We start from the raw sequence: 14,503 nt of genomic DNA, 5'->3' as shown, positions 1-14,503 counted from the left end.
GGTGCGAGATATGGCCACTGGTACCGACCAGGACGTGCTTTTGGAGGTGCGGGACCTGCGCACGCGGTTCCGCACCGACCACGGCGAGGTCCCGGCCGTCAACGGGGTGGACCTGACCCTGCGCCGCGGGCGCACCCTGTGCGTGGTGGGCGAAAGCGGCTGCGGCAAGAGCGTCACCGCGCGCTCCATACTCCAACTCGTCGAGCCGCCGGGGCGCATCACCGGCGGGCGGGTGCTGCTGCACCCCGACCCAGACGCCGGCGGCGCGGACGCAGGGGATGGCCACGCCTCGGCAACCGCGTCGCCGGCTTTCACCGAGTCGGTGGACCTGGCTGCACTCAGCCCCAAGGGCAAGGAGATCCGGCGGGTGCGCGGCCGCGACATCTCCATGATCTTCCAGGAGCCGATGGCCTCGCTCTCGCTGGTGCACCGCGTCGGCAACCAGATCGGCGAGGCGATCCGCGTGCACAACCCCGTCAGCAAAAAGGAGGCCCGCAGACTCAGTGTCGCCCTGCTCGGCCAGGTCGGCATCCCCAGCCCCGAGCGGCTCGTCGACTCCTACCCCTTCCAGCTGTCGGGCGGCATGCGCCAGCGCGTCATGATCGCGATGGCCCTGTCGTGCGAGCCGCGGCTTCTCATCGCCGACGAGCCGACCACGGCGCTGGACGTCACCACCCAGGCCCAGATCCTCGACCTCCTCGCCGACCTGCAGAAACGCCGTGGCATGGGGATGATGTTCATCACGCACGACATGGGAGTCGTCGCCGAGATCGCCGACGACGTCGCGGTGATGTACCTGGGCAACGTCGTCGAGCGCGGCACCGTCGACGACGTCTTCCACGCGCCCAAGCACCCCTACACCCGCGCGCTGCTGGAGTCGATCCCGCGCATGGGCGGCGCGCGCCGCGATCGCCTGCCCGCCATCCGCGGCACCGTCCCCGACCCCGCGAAGCGCCCCACCGGGTGCGTGTTCCGCGACCGCTGCGACTCGGCCATGCCCGGGCTGTGCGACACCGTCGACCCGCCGCCGATCGACGTCGGCGGCGGCCGCCAGGTGAGGTGCCTGCTCTACGGCGGCGCCGAAGGCCGCGGGCCCGACGACCAGGTCGGCGGCACCGGGGACGACGCCGACCCCACCCCCCGCACCGGAAAGGAGGCCGCCGATGTCGACGCCAACTGACGCCGACCCGGCAGCCGCCGGCCAAAGCGCAGGCGGCACCGATACCGCGCCGCTGCTGGAGACCCGCGACCTGCGGGTGCACTTCCCGCTGCGTAAGCGCGGCCGACGGCGCGAGGGCGGGACGGTCAAGGCCGTCGACGGAGTCGACCTGCGCGTCGACGAGGGCGAGACCCTCGGTCTCGTCGGCGAGTCCGGCTGCGGCAAGAGCACCCTGGGCTCGGCCGTGATGGGCGTGCGCCCCGAGGCCCGCGGCGAGGTGCTCTACCACTCCACCCAAGGGCGGGTCCTGGAGGCCTCGCAGGCCACCGGGGCCGATCTGGCGGCGTACCGGCGCGAGGTGCGCATGGTCTTCCAAGACCCCCATTCCTCGCTCAACCCCCGCCTGACCCTGCTGGACATCGTCGGCGAGCCGCTGCGCGTGCTGATGGGCGTGGGCGGCAGCGAGCTGGAGGACCGCGTCACCGACATCCTGCGCCGGGTGGGCCTGCGCCCCGACCACCTGCGCCGCTACCCGCACGCGTTCTCCGGCGGCGAACGCCAGCGCGTCAGCATCGCCCGAGCCCTGGTCTGCGAGCCGCGCCTGGTGGTGGCGGACGAGGCCGTCAGCGCCCTCGACGTGTCGGTGCGTTCGCAGATCCTCAACCTCTTGCAGGACCTGCAGGACGAGATGGGGCTGACCTATCTGTTCGTGTCCCACGACCTGTCGGTGGTCGAGCACGTGTGCGACCGGGTGGCGGTGATGTACCTCGGTCGCATCGTCGAGTTCGGCTTCACCGCCGAGATCTACGCCCGCCCGCGCCATCCCTACACCGAGGCGCTGATCTCGGCGGTTCCCGTCCCCGACCCGCGGGTGCGCGGCAGCCGCGACCGCATCCGCCTGCGCGGAGAGCTGCCCGACCCCGCCGACCCGCCCGCGGGCTGCCCCTTCCACACCCGCTGCGCCTACGCCACCGACCGGTGCACCACCGAGGTCCCCCCGCTGCGCGAGGTGGCGCCCGGCCGCATGTCCGCCTGCCACTACGCCGAGGACCTCACCCTTTCGGGCGTCGGCTGACCCCGGCCCGCCCCACCACCCCCTCCGGATACCCCCCGCACAGAAACGGAGAACCGCAATGAGCGCACGAGAGAACCGGCGACTACCGCGGAGGCGAGCACTCGCCGTCCCCAGCGCCGCGGCCGCCCTCGCCCTCGTCCTGAGCGGCTGCAACTTCTTCGACCTCAACCCCGAAGAGGAGGAGGGCGCGCAAGGCAAGGCGGACGGCCAGGCGCCGGCGCTCGCCAAGCAGGTCGAGGCCGGAGACCTGCCCCCGCTGGAGGAGCGCCTGCCCGAGAACCCGGTGACCGTCGAGCCCGTCGAGGAGGTCGGAAGCTACGGCGGCACGTGGAACAGCGCCGTCCTGGGCATCGGCGACTGGCCCTGGCTGGGCCGCACCGTCGGCTACGAGAACCTCACCCGGTGGAACACCGAGTGGACCGAGACCATCCCCAACATCGCCGAGGACTACGAGTACAGCGACGACGCCAAGACGATCACCTACGACCTGCGCGAAGGCATGAAGTGGTCCGACGGCGACGACTTCAACGCCGACGACATCGTCTTCGCCGTCAACGACGTCTTCAACAACACCGACCTCACGCCGATGGCCAACCAGAACCCGCCCTCGGCCGAGAAGATCGACGACTACACGGTCGAGATCACCCTGCACGACCCCGACTCGCTGTGGGCGGCGCACGACCTGCTGCAGTACCAGATCGTCAACAAGCCGGTGCACTACCTCAGCGAGTTCCACATCGACCACAACGAGGACGCGGACCAGCTCGCCGAGGAAGAGGGGTTCGACAGCTGGACGGAGATGTTCGAGCGCAAGGCCGGCGTCATGGACTCCGCGCTGACCTGGCAGAACCCTGACCTGCCCACGCTGTACCCGTGGAAGGTCGTCAAGCCGCTGGCCGACTCGGGCCGCATGGTCCTGGAGCGCAACCCCTACTACTGGAAGGTCGACAGCGAGGGCAATCAGCTGCCCTACCTCGACAGCGTGGAATTCGAGATCATGCAGGACGAGGAGGTCATGCTCACCCGTGCCCTCAACGGCGACTTCGACTTCCACACCCGCCACTTCAACACCGCCGAGAACCGGCCGGTGCTGGCGGAGAACCGCGAGTCCGGCGGGTACGAGTTCATCGACCTGCAGGTCTCGGAGATGAACACCAACATGATCTCCTTCAACCAGACCATCGAGGACGAGGGCCTGCGCGAGGTCTTCCGCGACAAGCGGTTCCGGATCGCGATGTCGCACGGCATCAACCGCAAGGACATCATCGACGTCGTCTACCAGGGCCAGGGCGAGCCCTGGCAGGGCGCACCGCGCCGCGACACCCCCTTCTTCAACGAGAAGCTCGCCAAGCAGTACACCCAGTTCGACCTGGACAAGGCCGGCAATCTCCTCGACGACGCCGGCTACGACGAGCGCAACGGCGACGGCGTCCGCGTCAGCGAGGACGGCACGCCGCTGAGCTTCACCCTCTCGGTGCCCGGCGACTTCCGGCCCGACATCATCGACTCCATGGAGATGGTCGTCGACACCTGGAAGCAGCTGGACGTCGACGTCGAGATGAACGTCGAGGAGCGCTCGTCCTGGCAGGACAGCCGGGAGAACAACGAGCACGAGGTCAACGTGTGGTCCGGCGACGCCGGCCTGCTGGACGCCATGTACGACCCGCGCTGGTACGCGCCCCTCCACGCCGGCGAATCCAACTACGGGATCCCGTGGGCGCAGTGGTACGTCTCCGACGGCAACGACCCCCGCGCCCAGGAGCCGCCGCAGGACATCAAGGACCACCTCAAGATGTACGACGAACTGCAGGCCGAGCCCGACCCGAAGAAGCGGGAGGAGCTCATGGTCGACTTCCTGGCCGAGTCCCAGGAGCAGTTCTACGCCATGGGCATCGGCCTGACCCAGCCCGGCTACGGGATCGTCTCCAGCGACTTCCGCAACGTCCCCGAGCAGCTGCCGGAGGCGTCGGTGTACAACACGCCGGCTCCGGCCAACCCCGAGCAGTTCTTCATCGAGCAGTAGCCGCATCCGCACCGCGCGCACGGGCGGGCCGCCCGGACCGCCCGTGCGCGCGGTGCCGCGGGCGGGTCCGTACCGGGGGCGGGGCCGCCCCCGGCACCGACCGACACACATCCGCAGCACTCGCACGATTCATCCGGAGGGGCGATGACCACCGAGCAGCCAGACGCCGAGACCGCGGCGCAGCAGGCGCAGTCCGCGGGCGGGGCCGAACCCGCCGCCCGCGGCCTGGGCCTGGTCCACGAGCACGACCGCTCGCTGCGCGTGACCTACGGCGGAGCCCAGCTCCTGCGCTACGTCTACCGGCCCTGGGACGCCCAGCTGGAGTCGCCGCGCCCCTACTTCCACCCCCTCAACACGCTCGGCGGCGACACCGTCAGCCTGTACCGGCCCCACGACCACGTCTGGCACAAGGGCATCGCCTGGTCGCTGCCCAACGTGGGCCCGGCCAACTTCTGGGGCGGGCCCACCTACGTGCGCGACCGCGGCTACCAGCAGCTGCCCAACGACGGCTCCATGAGCCATACCGGCTTCGACCTGCTCAGCACGGCGGGCGGCGAGGTCGCCGTGGGCGAGCGGCTGGCGTGGATCACCGAGCAGGGCGAGACCTGGTTCACCGAACGCCGCGGGTTCCGCGTCTGCGTCGACCCCGCCCGCTCGGCCTGGACCCTGGTCTTCGAAACCGAGTTCACCAACCTCACGGGCGAGGCGCTGCAGATCGGGAGCCCCACGACCGAGGGGCGCGAGAACGCGGGCTACGGCGGCCTGTTCTGGCGGGGCCCGCGCTCCTTCAGCGGCGGACGCGTCTACACCCCGCAGCAGGAGGGCGGCGACGACATGATGGGCGTGCGCGCGCCCTGGATGGGCTTCGCCGGCCGCCACGACGAGCACGACGGCTCCTCCACCCTGGTCTTCGTGGACGCGCCCGACAACTCCGGCCACCCGGTCAAGTGGTTCGTGCGCACCGGCATCTTCGCCACGGTGTGCCCGGCGCCGTTCTTCGACGAGGAGGTCGAGGCCGCGCCCGGCGTCCCCCTGTCCTACCGCTACGCCGTGGTCATCGCCGACGGCGACCGCGAGCGGGAAGGGAGCGCGGAACTGGCCGACCTGGCCCTGACCGAGCTGGGCCGGCCCGGCCTCGACGCCCGCGACGCCGAAGCCCAAGCCGCCGAAGCCGGGGTGAGCGCGCGATGACGGCATCCGAAGCGGCCGACGCCGGCCACGCCGGCGCGATCCCCGGCTTCCCCGGCGGCACGGCGGTCTCGCACCTGCACGTCTACGACTGGCCGACCCCCGACGGGCTGGCCGGGGGCTCCCCCCATCTGCACACCGCCTCGACCGAGGGCTATGTGGTGGTGCACGGCGAGGGGGCGCTGGAGACGCTCAGCGGCGCCGGCTACACCCGTACCCCGCTCGCGCCGGGCACCCTGCTGTGGTTCACGCCCGGTACCGTGCACCGGCTGGTCAACGGCAGCGGCGACCTGGAGCTGCTGGTCGTCATGCAGAACGCCGGCCTGCCCGAGGCCGGCGACGCGGTGCTGACCTACCCGCCCGACGTTCTGGCCGACCCCGACACCTACGCGCGCGTGACGGCCATCCCGCCCTGGACCGAGTTCCCCGACGCCGCCTCGGCCCACGCCGCGATGTCCGCGGCCGCCCGGCAGCGCCGCGATCTGGCAATCGAGGGCTACCTGCGGCTGCGCGACCGGGTGCAGCGGGACGGGCCCGAGGCGCTGGACGAGCTGTACGCCGCGGCGGTGGGACTGGTCCGCGACAAGGCCGCCGGATGGCACCACCACTGGGAGCGGGGCCCCCACCGCCAGGCCGAGGCCACCCGCGAGCACATCGCCGACATCGCCGAGGGCGACGGCGCCCACCTGCGGCGGTCGGCCGTCTACACCGCCGACTCCCCGGCCGGGCCGCGCCGCACCGGCATGTGCGGCATGCTCAAGGTCTGGGACCTGGACGGTGCCCACCCGGTGAGCTGAATCCCCTCGCCTCCCGGCCCGGGCGCTCGCCTCCCCTGAGCGTCCGGGCCGGGCGCTTGTCCGGCGTCGTGGACCGTCCCGCGGAGAAGCCTCGGGACAGCACCGCTCCTCGCCGGGGCGTGCGGGCTCGGCGGGCGGCCGGCGACCATGCCCGGAGCGCTCGCGCGGCGGCTAGAGAGCGCATCCGCGCCCGATCCGTGATCAGGGCGGCGGCTCCCGCGCCGGATCCTCGCAGAGGGAGACCGCGGGATCGGCGACGGTGAGGACGCCGGGCCGGTCGAGGCGCTAGGGTTGCCATCGACCGAGGCCCCTTGCAGGGCGCCGCCGCCTCCGGCGCGGCCGCGTCTGCGCGGCGCGAGCCGCCACCCCTCGGATCGAGGAGGCAACCGAATGTGAACCCGGACGATCCCGCCGAACCGCACCGCGCGGCCCTCCGCAGCCGACGCCCGGACCCGTCCCGTGCCCCCGGCGACCCGGTCCGCGGCGAGCGCGCCCCCGGCCGAGTACGGCGGCGGAACTCCTCCTGGACACAGCGGCGAGCCGTCCCATGATCGTTCACGCCCCGGTGATCATGGGACGGCCGCCGGTCCGACACCATCGCCTTCCCGACCGGGCCGTGCCCGGCCGCCGTCCTCGGAAGGCGTGCGGCGACTGCCTCCCGGCCAGCCGCCGCAGTGCCTGATTCTGTGCCCGCGCCCGCCGGTCGCGACGGCCGCGGGCCCGAGCGCAGCCGGGCGGCGTCTGCGACTTCGCACCGGCTGCCGCCCAGCCTGGCGGTGCGCGGCTGGGATCCGGTTGGGATCCGGTTGAGGTGCCGGTCAGCGCGCATTCCAGCGCCGCTGCCGGCGGCGGTGCGATCCAGCGGGGCGTGTGTGACGACCCGGTTCACGGGCGGCGCCGGCCGCGCGGCGGCCGTTGAGGAGTTGGACATGGACTTCGAGGTTCTCGGCCCTGTGCAGGTCAGCGCCGACGGCGGCTACCTGCGCCTGCCGCCCAAGCAGACCGTTCTGCTCGCCGCGCTGCTGAGCAGGCCCGGCGTGGTGGTCGCCGCCGAGCAGCTGATCGACGCGCTCTGGCCCGACGATCCGCCGCCCTCGGCCGCCAAGAGCCTCCAGGTCTACATCCATCACCTGCGCCGGAACCTGGGCGGGGAGTTCGCCATCGAGCGCGCGGCCCGGGGATACCGGCTGGCTGTGGACGGGGCGCGCGTCGACGCGCTGTGCTTCGAGCAGCTGGCCGGGCAGGGCGAGCGCGCGCTGGAACGCGGCCGCCCCCAGGAGGCCTCCCGGCTGCTGGGCGAGGCCCTGGGCCTGTGGGGCGGAGCCGCGTTCGCCGGGTACGAGGCGCTGCCGCTGGTCCGCGAGGAGGCGGCCCGACTCAACGAGCTGCGCCAGCGCGTCGCCGAGATGCGGTTCGACACCGAGCTGGAGCTGGGGCGCCACGGCGCCGTGATCGCCGAGCTTACGGCGCTGGTGGCCCAGTACCCCTTCCGCGAGCGGCTGCGTGCCCAGCTCATGCTCGCCTACCACCGCACGGGGCGCTCCAGCGAGGCGCTGGGAGTCTTTCGAGAAGGGCGCAACCTGCTCGTCGAGGAGCTGGGCCTGGAGCCCGGACGCGAACTGGCGGCGCTGGAGAAGGCGATCCTGCGCAACGATCCGGAGCTGGACGCGCCGACCGCGCCGAAGGGGGCGGGCGCCGCCCCGCCGTTGAGGGCGCGGGCGCCCCGAACGGGCGAAGCGGAGACCGAGTCCGAGCGCGGCGCGCCGGAGTCGGCCTCGGCAGGCGAGAGCGGGCGATCCGCCTCGGAAGGCGCGCCGTCGTCCGGGCAGCCGGCGCCCGCGCAGCTCCCGCCCGACATCGCCGACTTCACGGGCCGCCACGAGCAGGTGGCGCAGCTGCGCGCCCGTATCGGCGCGCAGGCCGAACCCGGCGTCGCGCCCCGCCCGGTCGCGATCTCGGCGGTCTCCGGCATGGGCGGGATCGGCAAGACCGCGCTCGCGCTGCGGGCGGCCCACGCCTGCGCCGCCGACTTCAGCGACGGGCAGCTGTACGCCGACCTGCGCGGCGCCCAGGCGGCGCCCGCCGACCCCGCCCAAGTGCTGGCCGGCTTCCTGCACGCTGTGGGCGTGGAGGGCGCAGCTCTGCCCGAACCGCTGGAAGAGCGCTCGGCCCTGTTCCGCAGCATGCTGGCCGGGCGCCGCATGCTGGTCGTGCTCGACGACGCCGGCGCCGAACGGCAGGTCCGCCCGCTGCTGCCGGGCGCACCGGGCTGCGCGGTGCTGATCACCGGACGCGTCCGGCTGACCGGGCTGGAAGGCGCCGACATCGTGGACCTGGACGTCTTCGACCCCGGCCAGGCCGTGGAGCTGCTCGCGCGCATCGCAGGCCGGGATCGTGTCGCCGCCGAGCCCGAAGCCGCCGCGGAGATCGCGCGGCTGTGCGGGCACGCGCCGCTGGCGGTGCGCGTCGCCGGGGCGCGGCTGAAGGCCCGCCCGCGGTGGCCGCTGTCCCACCTGGTGCGGATGCTCGGCGACGAGCGGCGGCGGTTGGACGAGTTGGCCGTGGGCGACCTGGGTGTGCGCGCGAGCTTCGCGCTCAGTTACGCGGGACTGGCCGAGCCCGCCCGCCGCATCTTCCGGCTGCTGGGCACGCTGGAGACCGGCGATGCGGCCGCGTGGACGGCCGGTGCCCTGGCCGGAGTCGGGTCGGCGCAGGCCGAGGCCGCGGTCGAGGACCTGGTCGACGCGCAACTGCTGGCGGTGGCCGGAGCCGACGGCACCGGGCGGTTGCGTTACCGCATGCACGACCTGGTGCGGCTCTACGCCCGCGAGCGCTGCGAGGAGGAGGACGGGCCGCAGGAGCGCGCCGCGGCCCTGCAGCGGGCACTGGGCGCGTGGCTGTGGCTGGCCGAGCAGGCCACCGAGTACATCCCCGGGCCCTGCTACGCGACGATGCACGGTCCCGCGCCGCGGTGGCCCTTGTCGGCAACCGAGGCGACGCAGCTGCTCAGCGAGCCCATGGCCTGGTTCGAGGCCGAGGCGGCGGCGATGGTCGCGGCGGTGGAGCAGGCCTGCCGCCTGGGTCGGCACGAAGCCGCCTGGGACCTCGCCGGGTGTCTGGAGAAGTACTTCGACGTGCGCGGCCGCTTCGCCGACTGGCGCCGCACCCACGAGACGGCCATCGCGGCCTGCCAGGCGGCGGGCGATGTCCGCGGCGAAGCCGTCCTGCGCCGCGGTTTCGCCGATGTGGCCACCTGGGCCCGCCAGAGCGGGGACGAGTCGGGCACGGCGATGGGCACGATGATGGAGCAGGCCGAGCGGGTCTGGGAGCTGTTCCAGCGCCTCGGGGACCGGCGCGGGATGTCCGACGCGCTGGTGATGCGCACCTGGGCCGAGGTCTCCCAGGGCGCGGCGCGCCGGGCGGTGCGCTCGGCCGAGGCCGCGCTGGAGCTGGCCGAGCAGGAGGACTACACGGGCGGCCGGGCGCGCGCCTACCAGGTCATGGCGGTGGCCGCGCACGGCATGGGCGAGGCGCCGTCGGCGGTGGCCCACCTGCACCGGGCGCTGGAGCTGGCGCGCCTGCTGGGCAACTCGCGGTTCGAAGCCACCGCGATGCAGTTCCTCGGCGCCGCGCAGTGCGAGGCCGGCGATGTGGAGCAGGGCAGGGCCAACCTGGAGAGGTCGCTGGCGATGACGCGGGCGCTGGGCGACCGCTACGCCGAGGTGTTCTCCCTGCTCTACCTGGCGCGGCTGCACCTGGCGGTCGGCGATGCGCAGGCTCTGCCCACCGCCGCCGGGGCCGTCGACCTGAGCCGCCGCTACAGCATGGACCACCACCTGGCCGACGCCCTGGGGCTGCGGGGACGCGCACTGCTGGATGCGGGCCGGGCGCAGGAGGCGGTCGAGGCTCTGGAGGAGTCGGTGGAGGTCTGGCGAACCCGCGGCTGGCCGGCCTTCCTCGCCGAAGGGCTGCGCTGCCTCGCGCGGGCCCGCGAGGCGGTGGGCGACCACGCGGCGGCCGCCCGGGCGGAGCAGGAGGCCGAGGAGATCGGCGCCGCCGCGGCGGACGCCGCGCCGGCGGAGTAGCGGGCGGCGCCGCAGGGGCGGGGGAGCGGGCACCGCCGCCGCGTCCGTGTGACGCAGACAGCACGCCGCCCGAGGAGGGGCACCGGCGGCGTCGGGTAAACTGGGGACAGAAGAGGGGACGAGATCCCCCGCTGTGGCGGCCTTCGCGCCGCCGCTTTTGCGCCATTAGCTCAAGTGGCAGAGCAACTGACTCTTAATCAGTGGGTTCAAGGTTCGAGTCCTTGATGGCGCACGCGTCGGCCCGTGCCGGTCGGCGACCTCCGGGTCGCCTTCCGCGCGGGCCGTTGTGCTTTCCGGGGACCGTCCCCCGCCTCCGGTGTGTCGGCCCGTGCCGGTCGGCTGCCGGTCGGGGTCACTCCTCGGCGGTGCGCCCGCCCTTCGCGGTCGTGCCCTCGGGTTCGGCGGCCGCGGTCATGCGTCGGGTCTCCGCCTGCAGGATCGCGACGGTGTTCGTGACGTAGTCGGCGATCGCGGCGGTCTCGGTCTCGTCGTAGGTGGCCATGAGCTCGCTCATCGCCTTCGAGAGCCCCGCGAAGGCGCCGGCGAAGTCCGGACGCGCGTCGGGATCGACCGAGATCAGGACACGGCGCCGATCGGCGGGGTCGGGGGTGCGGCGCACGTAGCCGTGGCGGCGCAGGCGGTCGACCAGGCCGGTGACGGCTCCGGGGGTCAGCCCCGTGGACTCGGCGAGTGCGCCGGCGGTGAGCGGGCCCTCCCGCTCGATCAGCCCCAGGGCCCGGTGGTCGAGCGCACGCAGGCCCAGATGCCGCCCGACGGCTTCGTGGAAGAGCACGACGGCGGTGCTCAGCCGCCATCCCAGATCGGCTTCGGCTGCTGCTCGCTCGGCGTCGCTCACTCGTCGATCGTTCCTTCCCCGGTCGGAGGGCGGTAGTAGTGCTGGCGCTACTGTTTCAGTTTTCTGAATAATTTACTTTAGTGAACTAAAGCAATGTCAAGGCGGCAGGAGGCGCGATGGCACAGCCCGAATCCCACCGATGCCGGTCGGCGCGCAGCACCGTACACCTCGCTCTGGAACCCCCGCGCTGGGCGCTGGACTATTACCTCCGCCACCTCGTCCTCATAGCGGGCATCTCCCTCGTCCCGGCGGCCCAACGCTTCACCGTCTCCCTCTACGGCGAGGCGTTCGCCCTTCCGGCGCACATCGCGCTTGAGACCCTCGCCGAGGGCGCGCGCGTGGTCCTGGTCGTCCTGCTCGTCCGCATGGCCGTCCTCGCCGACGACGAGGTCCGGCGCACGCGGCACCTGGGCGCCCTCAACCGGATCCGGGCGTTCGCCGAGCGGGGGTGGCCGAGCCTGCTGCTGCAGGCCGGGTTCCTCCTCGCGCTCGCCGCCGTCTTCAACGTCGTCCCCGAGCGGATCGTCCCCCGGTGGCTGCCTCCCTCGGCCGAGGACCTCTACTGGGCGGCGCTGCTCGCGGGCAAGAACGTCACGGTCATCGCCTTCACCCTCGTCTGGATGGTCGGCGCCGCACGCCAACTGCTCATCGAGGGCGGCCGCCTGCTGGAGGAGGACGGCGCGCCCCATACCGCCCGTCCTCTGCGCGAGTGAGGCGGGGTCCGCGACTCGACTCACCCCTCCACCAGCCCCGCCTGGTAGGCCGCGATCGCCGCCTGGACGCGGTTCTCGGCACCCAGGCGGGCCAGTACCGAGCTGACGTGGGTCTTCACGGTGTCCTCGGCCAGGTGGACGCGGCGCGCGATCGCGGCGTTCGACAGCCCCTCGCCGATCAGCGCCAGCACCTCGCGTTCCCGTGGGCTGAGGCCCTCCAGGCGCCGGGCCGCCTCCGCCGCCGGGTCAGGCGCCGCCGGTTCGGTGCGGAAGCGGTCGACCAGGCGTCGCGCCAGCTTCGGCGAGAGGCAGGCACCGCCGGCCGCCACAGTGTGCACCCCGGCGATCAGCTCCCGCGGGTCGCCGGCCTTGAGCAGGAATCCGTTGGCGCCCTCACCCAGCGTGCGCACCACGTACTCGTCCTTGCCGAAGGTGGTCAGCATGGCCACGGCGGTGCCCGGCGACACCCGGCGCAGCTCGGCGATGGCGCTGATGCCGTCGCCGCCGGGCATCTGGATGTCGACGAGCGCGACGTCGGGCCGCTGCTCGGCGGCCACGGCCACGAGTTCCGCACCGGTCCCGGCCTCGCCGACCACCTGGATTCCGGCGTCGGCCGAGAGGATCGTGCGCACGCCGACCCGGATCAGTCCTTCGTCGTCGGCCAGCACCACCCGGGTCACGTCGTCTCCTCTGCGGGCCCGCCGCTGGGGCGTTGCCGCGACGCGGCGGCCCCCTCGCAGGTCAGCGCGTCATCCGTCAGCGACCGCGCCTGCTGGTAGCTGCACTTGGCAACCACCCGGCCGTCCTCGTAGCAGACGCGGTAGATGAACGCCGGCGACCACGGCGGCCCCGAGCGGGAGCGGTAGTAGGTGCAGTCCAGCGTAGGGTCGCCGCCGACCGGGTCCAGAAGCGTCTGCGGGACCAGGACGGTGCCGTGCAGCGACGCTTCGGGCAGCAGGTCCTTCGCCGCCGCGCGCGGCTGACCGACGGCGATCGCGGAGTACTCCGCCGCGCTGACGGCGGCGGCTCGGTCCAGATAGGCGGCGTAGGCGTACCAGGCGACGATCAGCGGCATCAGCAGGCCGACGCACACCAGCAGCACCGAGACGAGTTCGGGCGAACGTCGGCGCGGTCCGCGCGCCGCGGCGGGCTCGCGGCCGTCGGCGGCCGCGCGGAGTGCGGCTTCGTGCGGGAGGCGGGCGGCGACGCGGAAGCCGCCGTCGTCGCGCGCGCCCGCCTCCAGCGTGCCGCCGACGCCGCGCACCCGGTCGGCCAACCGGGCCAACCCGCGGCCGCCGCCGACTGCGGGCGTCGGGTCGGCACCGTCCGGAGGGCCGCTGACCACCGACACCTCGGTCGCGCGTGAACGCCGCGAGCCCCGACGACCGCGTCCTCGGCCTTCGGCCACGACGGAAACCGCCACGCGCGCACCGGGGGCGTGCTTGGCGGCGTTGGTCAGAGCCTCCCGCGCGACGGCTTCGGCCAGGCGCGCCACAGGCGCGGGTCCGGTCGGCTCCCTGCCGTCCCACTCGACGGCCATCCCCGCTCCGGCCGCGCGCCGCACCAGCTCGGCGACGCCGCCGTTGAGCGGGGCGGCTGGATAGGCCGGATAGGCCGGATCGGCCGGATCGGCCGCCGCAGCGGCCCGCACCCCGCCGGCCGCGGAGGCGCCGGTGCCGCGCGCGCATCGGGCACCGTGCGTGCCGCCGCCGTCTGCCTCGGTGTCCAGCACCCCGATGATCTCCTGCAGCCGGTCGATCGCCGAGGTCGCCCCTTCCCGGAGCTCGCCCGCCGCGTTGCGGAAGTCCTCCTCGCTCAGACCGGGGGCCACCTCCACAGCGCCGGCGCGCACCGCCATCAGACTCAGCTCGTGACCCAGCGAGTCGTGCATCTCCTCGGCGATCCGGGTACGCTCGCGCAGCCGCTCCTGCTCGGCGACGGCCGCGAGCTCCCGCTCCAGCGACGCCGCCCGCTGCCACCCGGTGTTGAGCAGGACGTTGCGCTGGCGCAGGTGGCGGCCGATGAGCCACGGCAGCACCCCGAACATCACCAGGATGATGGCGTCGGCCATCCCCGACCACGGCTCGGCTTCCAGCACCGCACGCGTCAGGCACCACAGCAGCGCCCCGGCCAGCCACAGCGCCGTGAAGCGGGCCTGTGCCGACGCGCGGCCGGCGACGAGGGCGGCGAGCGCGAGCAGCGGCAGAAACAGCGAAATCGGTCCGGTGGGACCCGTGGTGGCCATCGCGCCCTGGCCGCAGAGCACCAGGGCCGCCGCCAGCACGACGTCGCGGATCCGCCCCGGCCACGGGCCGTGCAGCAGGCGCCGCGCCCGGGTGCGGGCGGTGTCCAGCGGTTTCCCCTCTCCTCGCACACCCGAACCTTAACCGCGCGCGCCACCCGAAGCCCTCCCCCGAAAGTGCCGGTCGGCCCCCCGGAAGCGGCGGTGGAGCGGCCCCGACGGGCGATGCCGCGGCCCGGCCGCCGTCTCTAGCGTCAGCCGTGCCGCCGCGACGCGAGTTGGGCGGTGATGCGGACCGGCGGCCGGTCCTCCCGGCGGCCCCGGGTGCCGTTCCGGCCCACGGCACGCCCGGCACCACCGCATGG

At 73.7% G+C, this 14,503-nt stretch carries 10 protein-coding genes and 1 tRNA gene; 8 read left to right on the top strand and 3 right to left on the bottom strand.

The window, feature by feature from the left end; all coding sequences use genetic code 11:
* Positions 1-10 precede the first annotated feature (10 nt).
* From LP52_RS03885 to LP52_RS03855, 7 genes are all read left to right on the top strand, one after another.
* Entirely contained in the window at positions 11-1,180 is a 1,170-nt protein-coding gene (locus tag LP52_RS03885; protein ID WP_040270773.1) for an ABC transporter ATP-binding protein, read from the top strand.
* Entirely contained in the window at positions 1,164-2,234 is a 1,071-nt protein-coding gene (locus LP52_RS03880) for an ABC transporter ATP-binding protein (RefSeq protein ID WP_084722849.1), read from the top strand. The genes LP52_RS03885 and LP52_RS03880 overlap by 17 nt, the downstream gene beginning before the upstream one ends.
* A 58-nt stretch (positions 2,235-2,292) precedes the next feature.
* Positions 2,293-4,257: an ABC transporter substrate-binding protein gene (locus tag LP52_RS03875; RefSeq protein WP_084722848.1), complete on the top strand. Its 1,965-nt coding sequence runs from the start codon at positions 2,293-2,295 to the stop codon at positions 4,255-4,257.
* A 144-nt stretch (positions 4,258-4,401) separates the two neighbouring features.
* The gene (locus tag LP52_RS03870; protein WP_084722847.1) at positions 4,402-5,448 is read left to right on the top strand and encodes a DUF6807 domain-containing protein; all 1,047 of its coding nucleotides are present in this window, start codon (positions 4,402-4,404) and stop codon (positions 5,446-5,448) included.
* The gene (locus tag LP52_RS03865; protein ID WP_040270772.1) at positions 5,445-6,242 is read left to right on the top strand and encodes a cupin domain-containing protein; all 798 of its coding nucleotides are present in this window, start codon (positions 5,445-5,447) and stop codon (positions 6,240-6,242) included. The genes LP52_RS03870 and LP52_RS03865 overlap by 4 nt, the downstream gene beginning before the upstream one ends.
* Positions 6,243-7,171: 929 nt before the next feature.
* Positions 7,172-10,327, top strand: coding sequence for an AfsR/SARP family transcriptional regulator (locus LP52_RS28665; RefSeq protein WP_040270771.1), 3,156 nt, complete (start codon positions 7,172-7,174; stop codon positions 10,325-10,327).
* A 159-nt stretch (positions 10,328-10,486) separates the two neighbouring features.
* Positions 10,487-10,559: transfer RNA gene (locus LP52_RS03855), tRNA-Lys, on the top strand.
* 120 nt (positions 10,560-10,679) lie between these two features.
* Here LP52_RS03855 and LP52_RS03850 read toward each other — a convergent pair.
* Positions 10,680-11,183 (bottom strand): MarR family winged helix-turn-helix transcriptional regulator, encoded by a 504-nt coding sequence (locus LP52_RS03850; RefSeq protein WP_040270770.1) that lies wholly within the window; start codon positions 11,181-11,183, stop codon positions 10,680-10,682.
* 116 nt (positions 11,184-11,299) lie between these two features.
* Between LP52_RS03850 and LP52_RS03845 the strand changes: the two genes are divergently transcribed.
* Positions 11,300-11,896 (top strand): hypothetical protein, encoded by a 597-nt coding sequence (locus tag LP52_RS03845; protein WP_040270768.1) that lies wholly within the window; start codon positions 11,300-11,302, stop codon positions 11,894-11,896.
* Positions 11,897-11,916: 20 nt separating this feature from the next.
* Here LP52_RS03845 and LP52_RS03840 read toward each other — a convergent pair whose 3' ends face one another.
* On the bottom strand, positions 11,917-12,576 hold the full coding sequence (locus tag LP52_RS03840; protein WP_040270764.1) for a response regulator: 660 nt from the start codon (positions 12,574-12,576) through the stop codon (positions 11,917-11,919).
* Positions 12,573-14,270, bottom strand: coding sequence for a sensor histidine kinase (locus LP52_RS03835; RefSeq protein WP_052809396.1), 1,698 nt, complete (start codon positions 14,268-14,270; stop codon positions 12,573-12,575). The genes LP52_RS03840 and LP52_RS03835 overlap by 4 nt, the downstream gene beginning before the upstream one ends.
* Positions 14,271-14,503: the final 233 nt, after the last annotated feature.

Origin of the sequence: Streptomonospora alba (assembly GCF_000826685.1) — a bacterium.
GTDB classification, from domain to species: domain Bacteria; phylum Actinomycetota; class Actinomycetes; order Streptosporangiales; family Streptosporangiaceae; genus Streptomonospora; species Streptomonospora alba.
The sequence above is the reverse complement of the archived record's forward strand: the minus strand, read 5'-3'. Positions and strand labels throughout refer to the sequence as shown.

Coding starts and splice junctions, on each gene's coding strand:
- LP52_RS03885 (WP_040270773.1), top strand. CDS start 11: ATGGCCACTGGTACCGACCAGGACGTGCTTTTGGAGGTGCGGGACCTG.
- LP52_RS03880 (WP_084722849.1), top strand. CDS start 1,164: ATGTCGACGCCAACTGACGCCGACCCGGCAGCCGCCGGCCAAAGCGCA.
- LP52_RS03875 (WP_084722848.1), top strand. CDS start 2,293: ATGAGCGCACGAGAGAACCGGCGACTACCGCGGAGGCGAGCACTCGCC.
- LP52_RS03870 (WP_084722847.1), top strand. CDS start 4,402: ATGACCACCGAGCAGCCAGACGCCGAGACCGCGGCGCAGCAGGCGCAG.
- LP52_RS03865 (WP_040270772.1), top strand. CDS start 5,445: ATGACGGCATCCGAAGCGGCCGACGCCGGCCACGCCGGCGCGATCCCC.
- LP52_RS28665 (WP_040270771.1), top strand. CDS start 7,172: ATGGACTTCGAGGTTCTCGGCCCTGTGCAGGTCAGCGCCGACGGCGGC.
- LP52_RS03845 (WP_040270768.1), top strand. CDS start 11,300: ATGGCACAGCCCGAATCCCACCGATGCCGGTCGGCGCGCAGCACCGTA.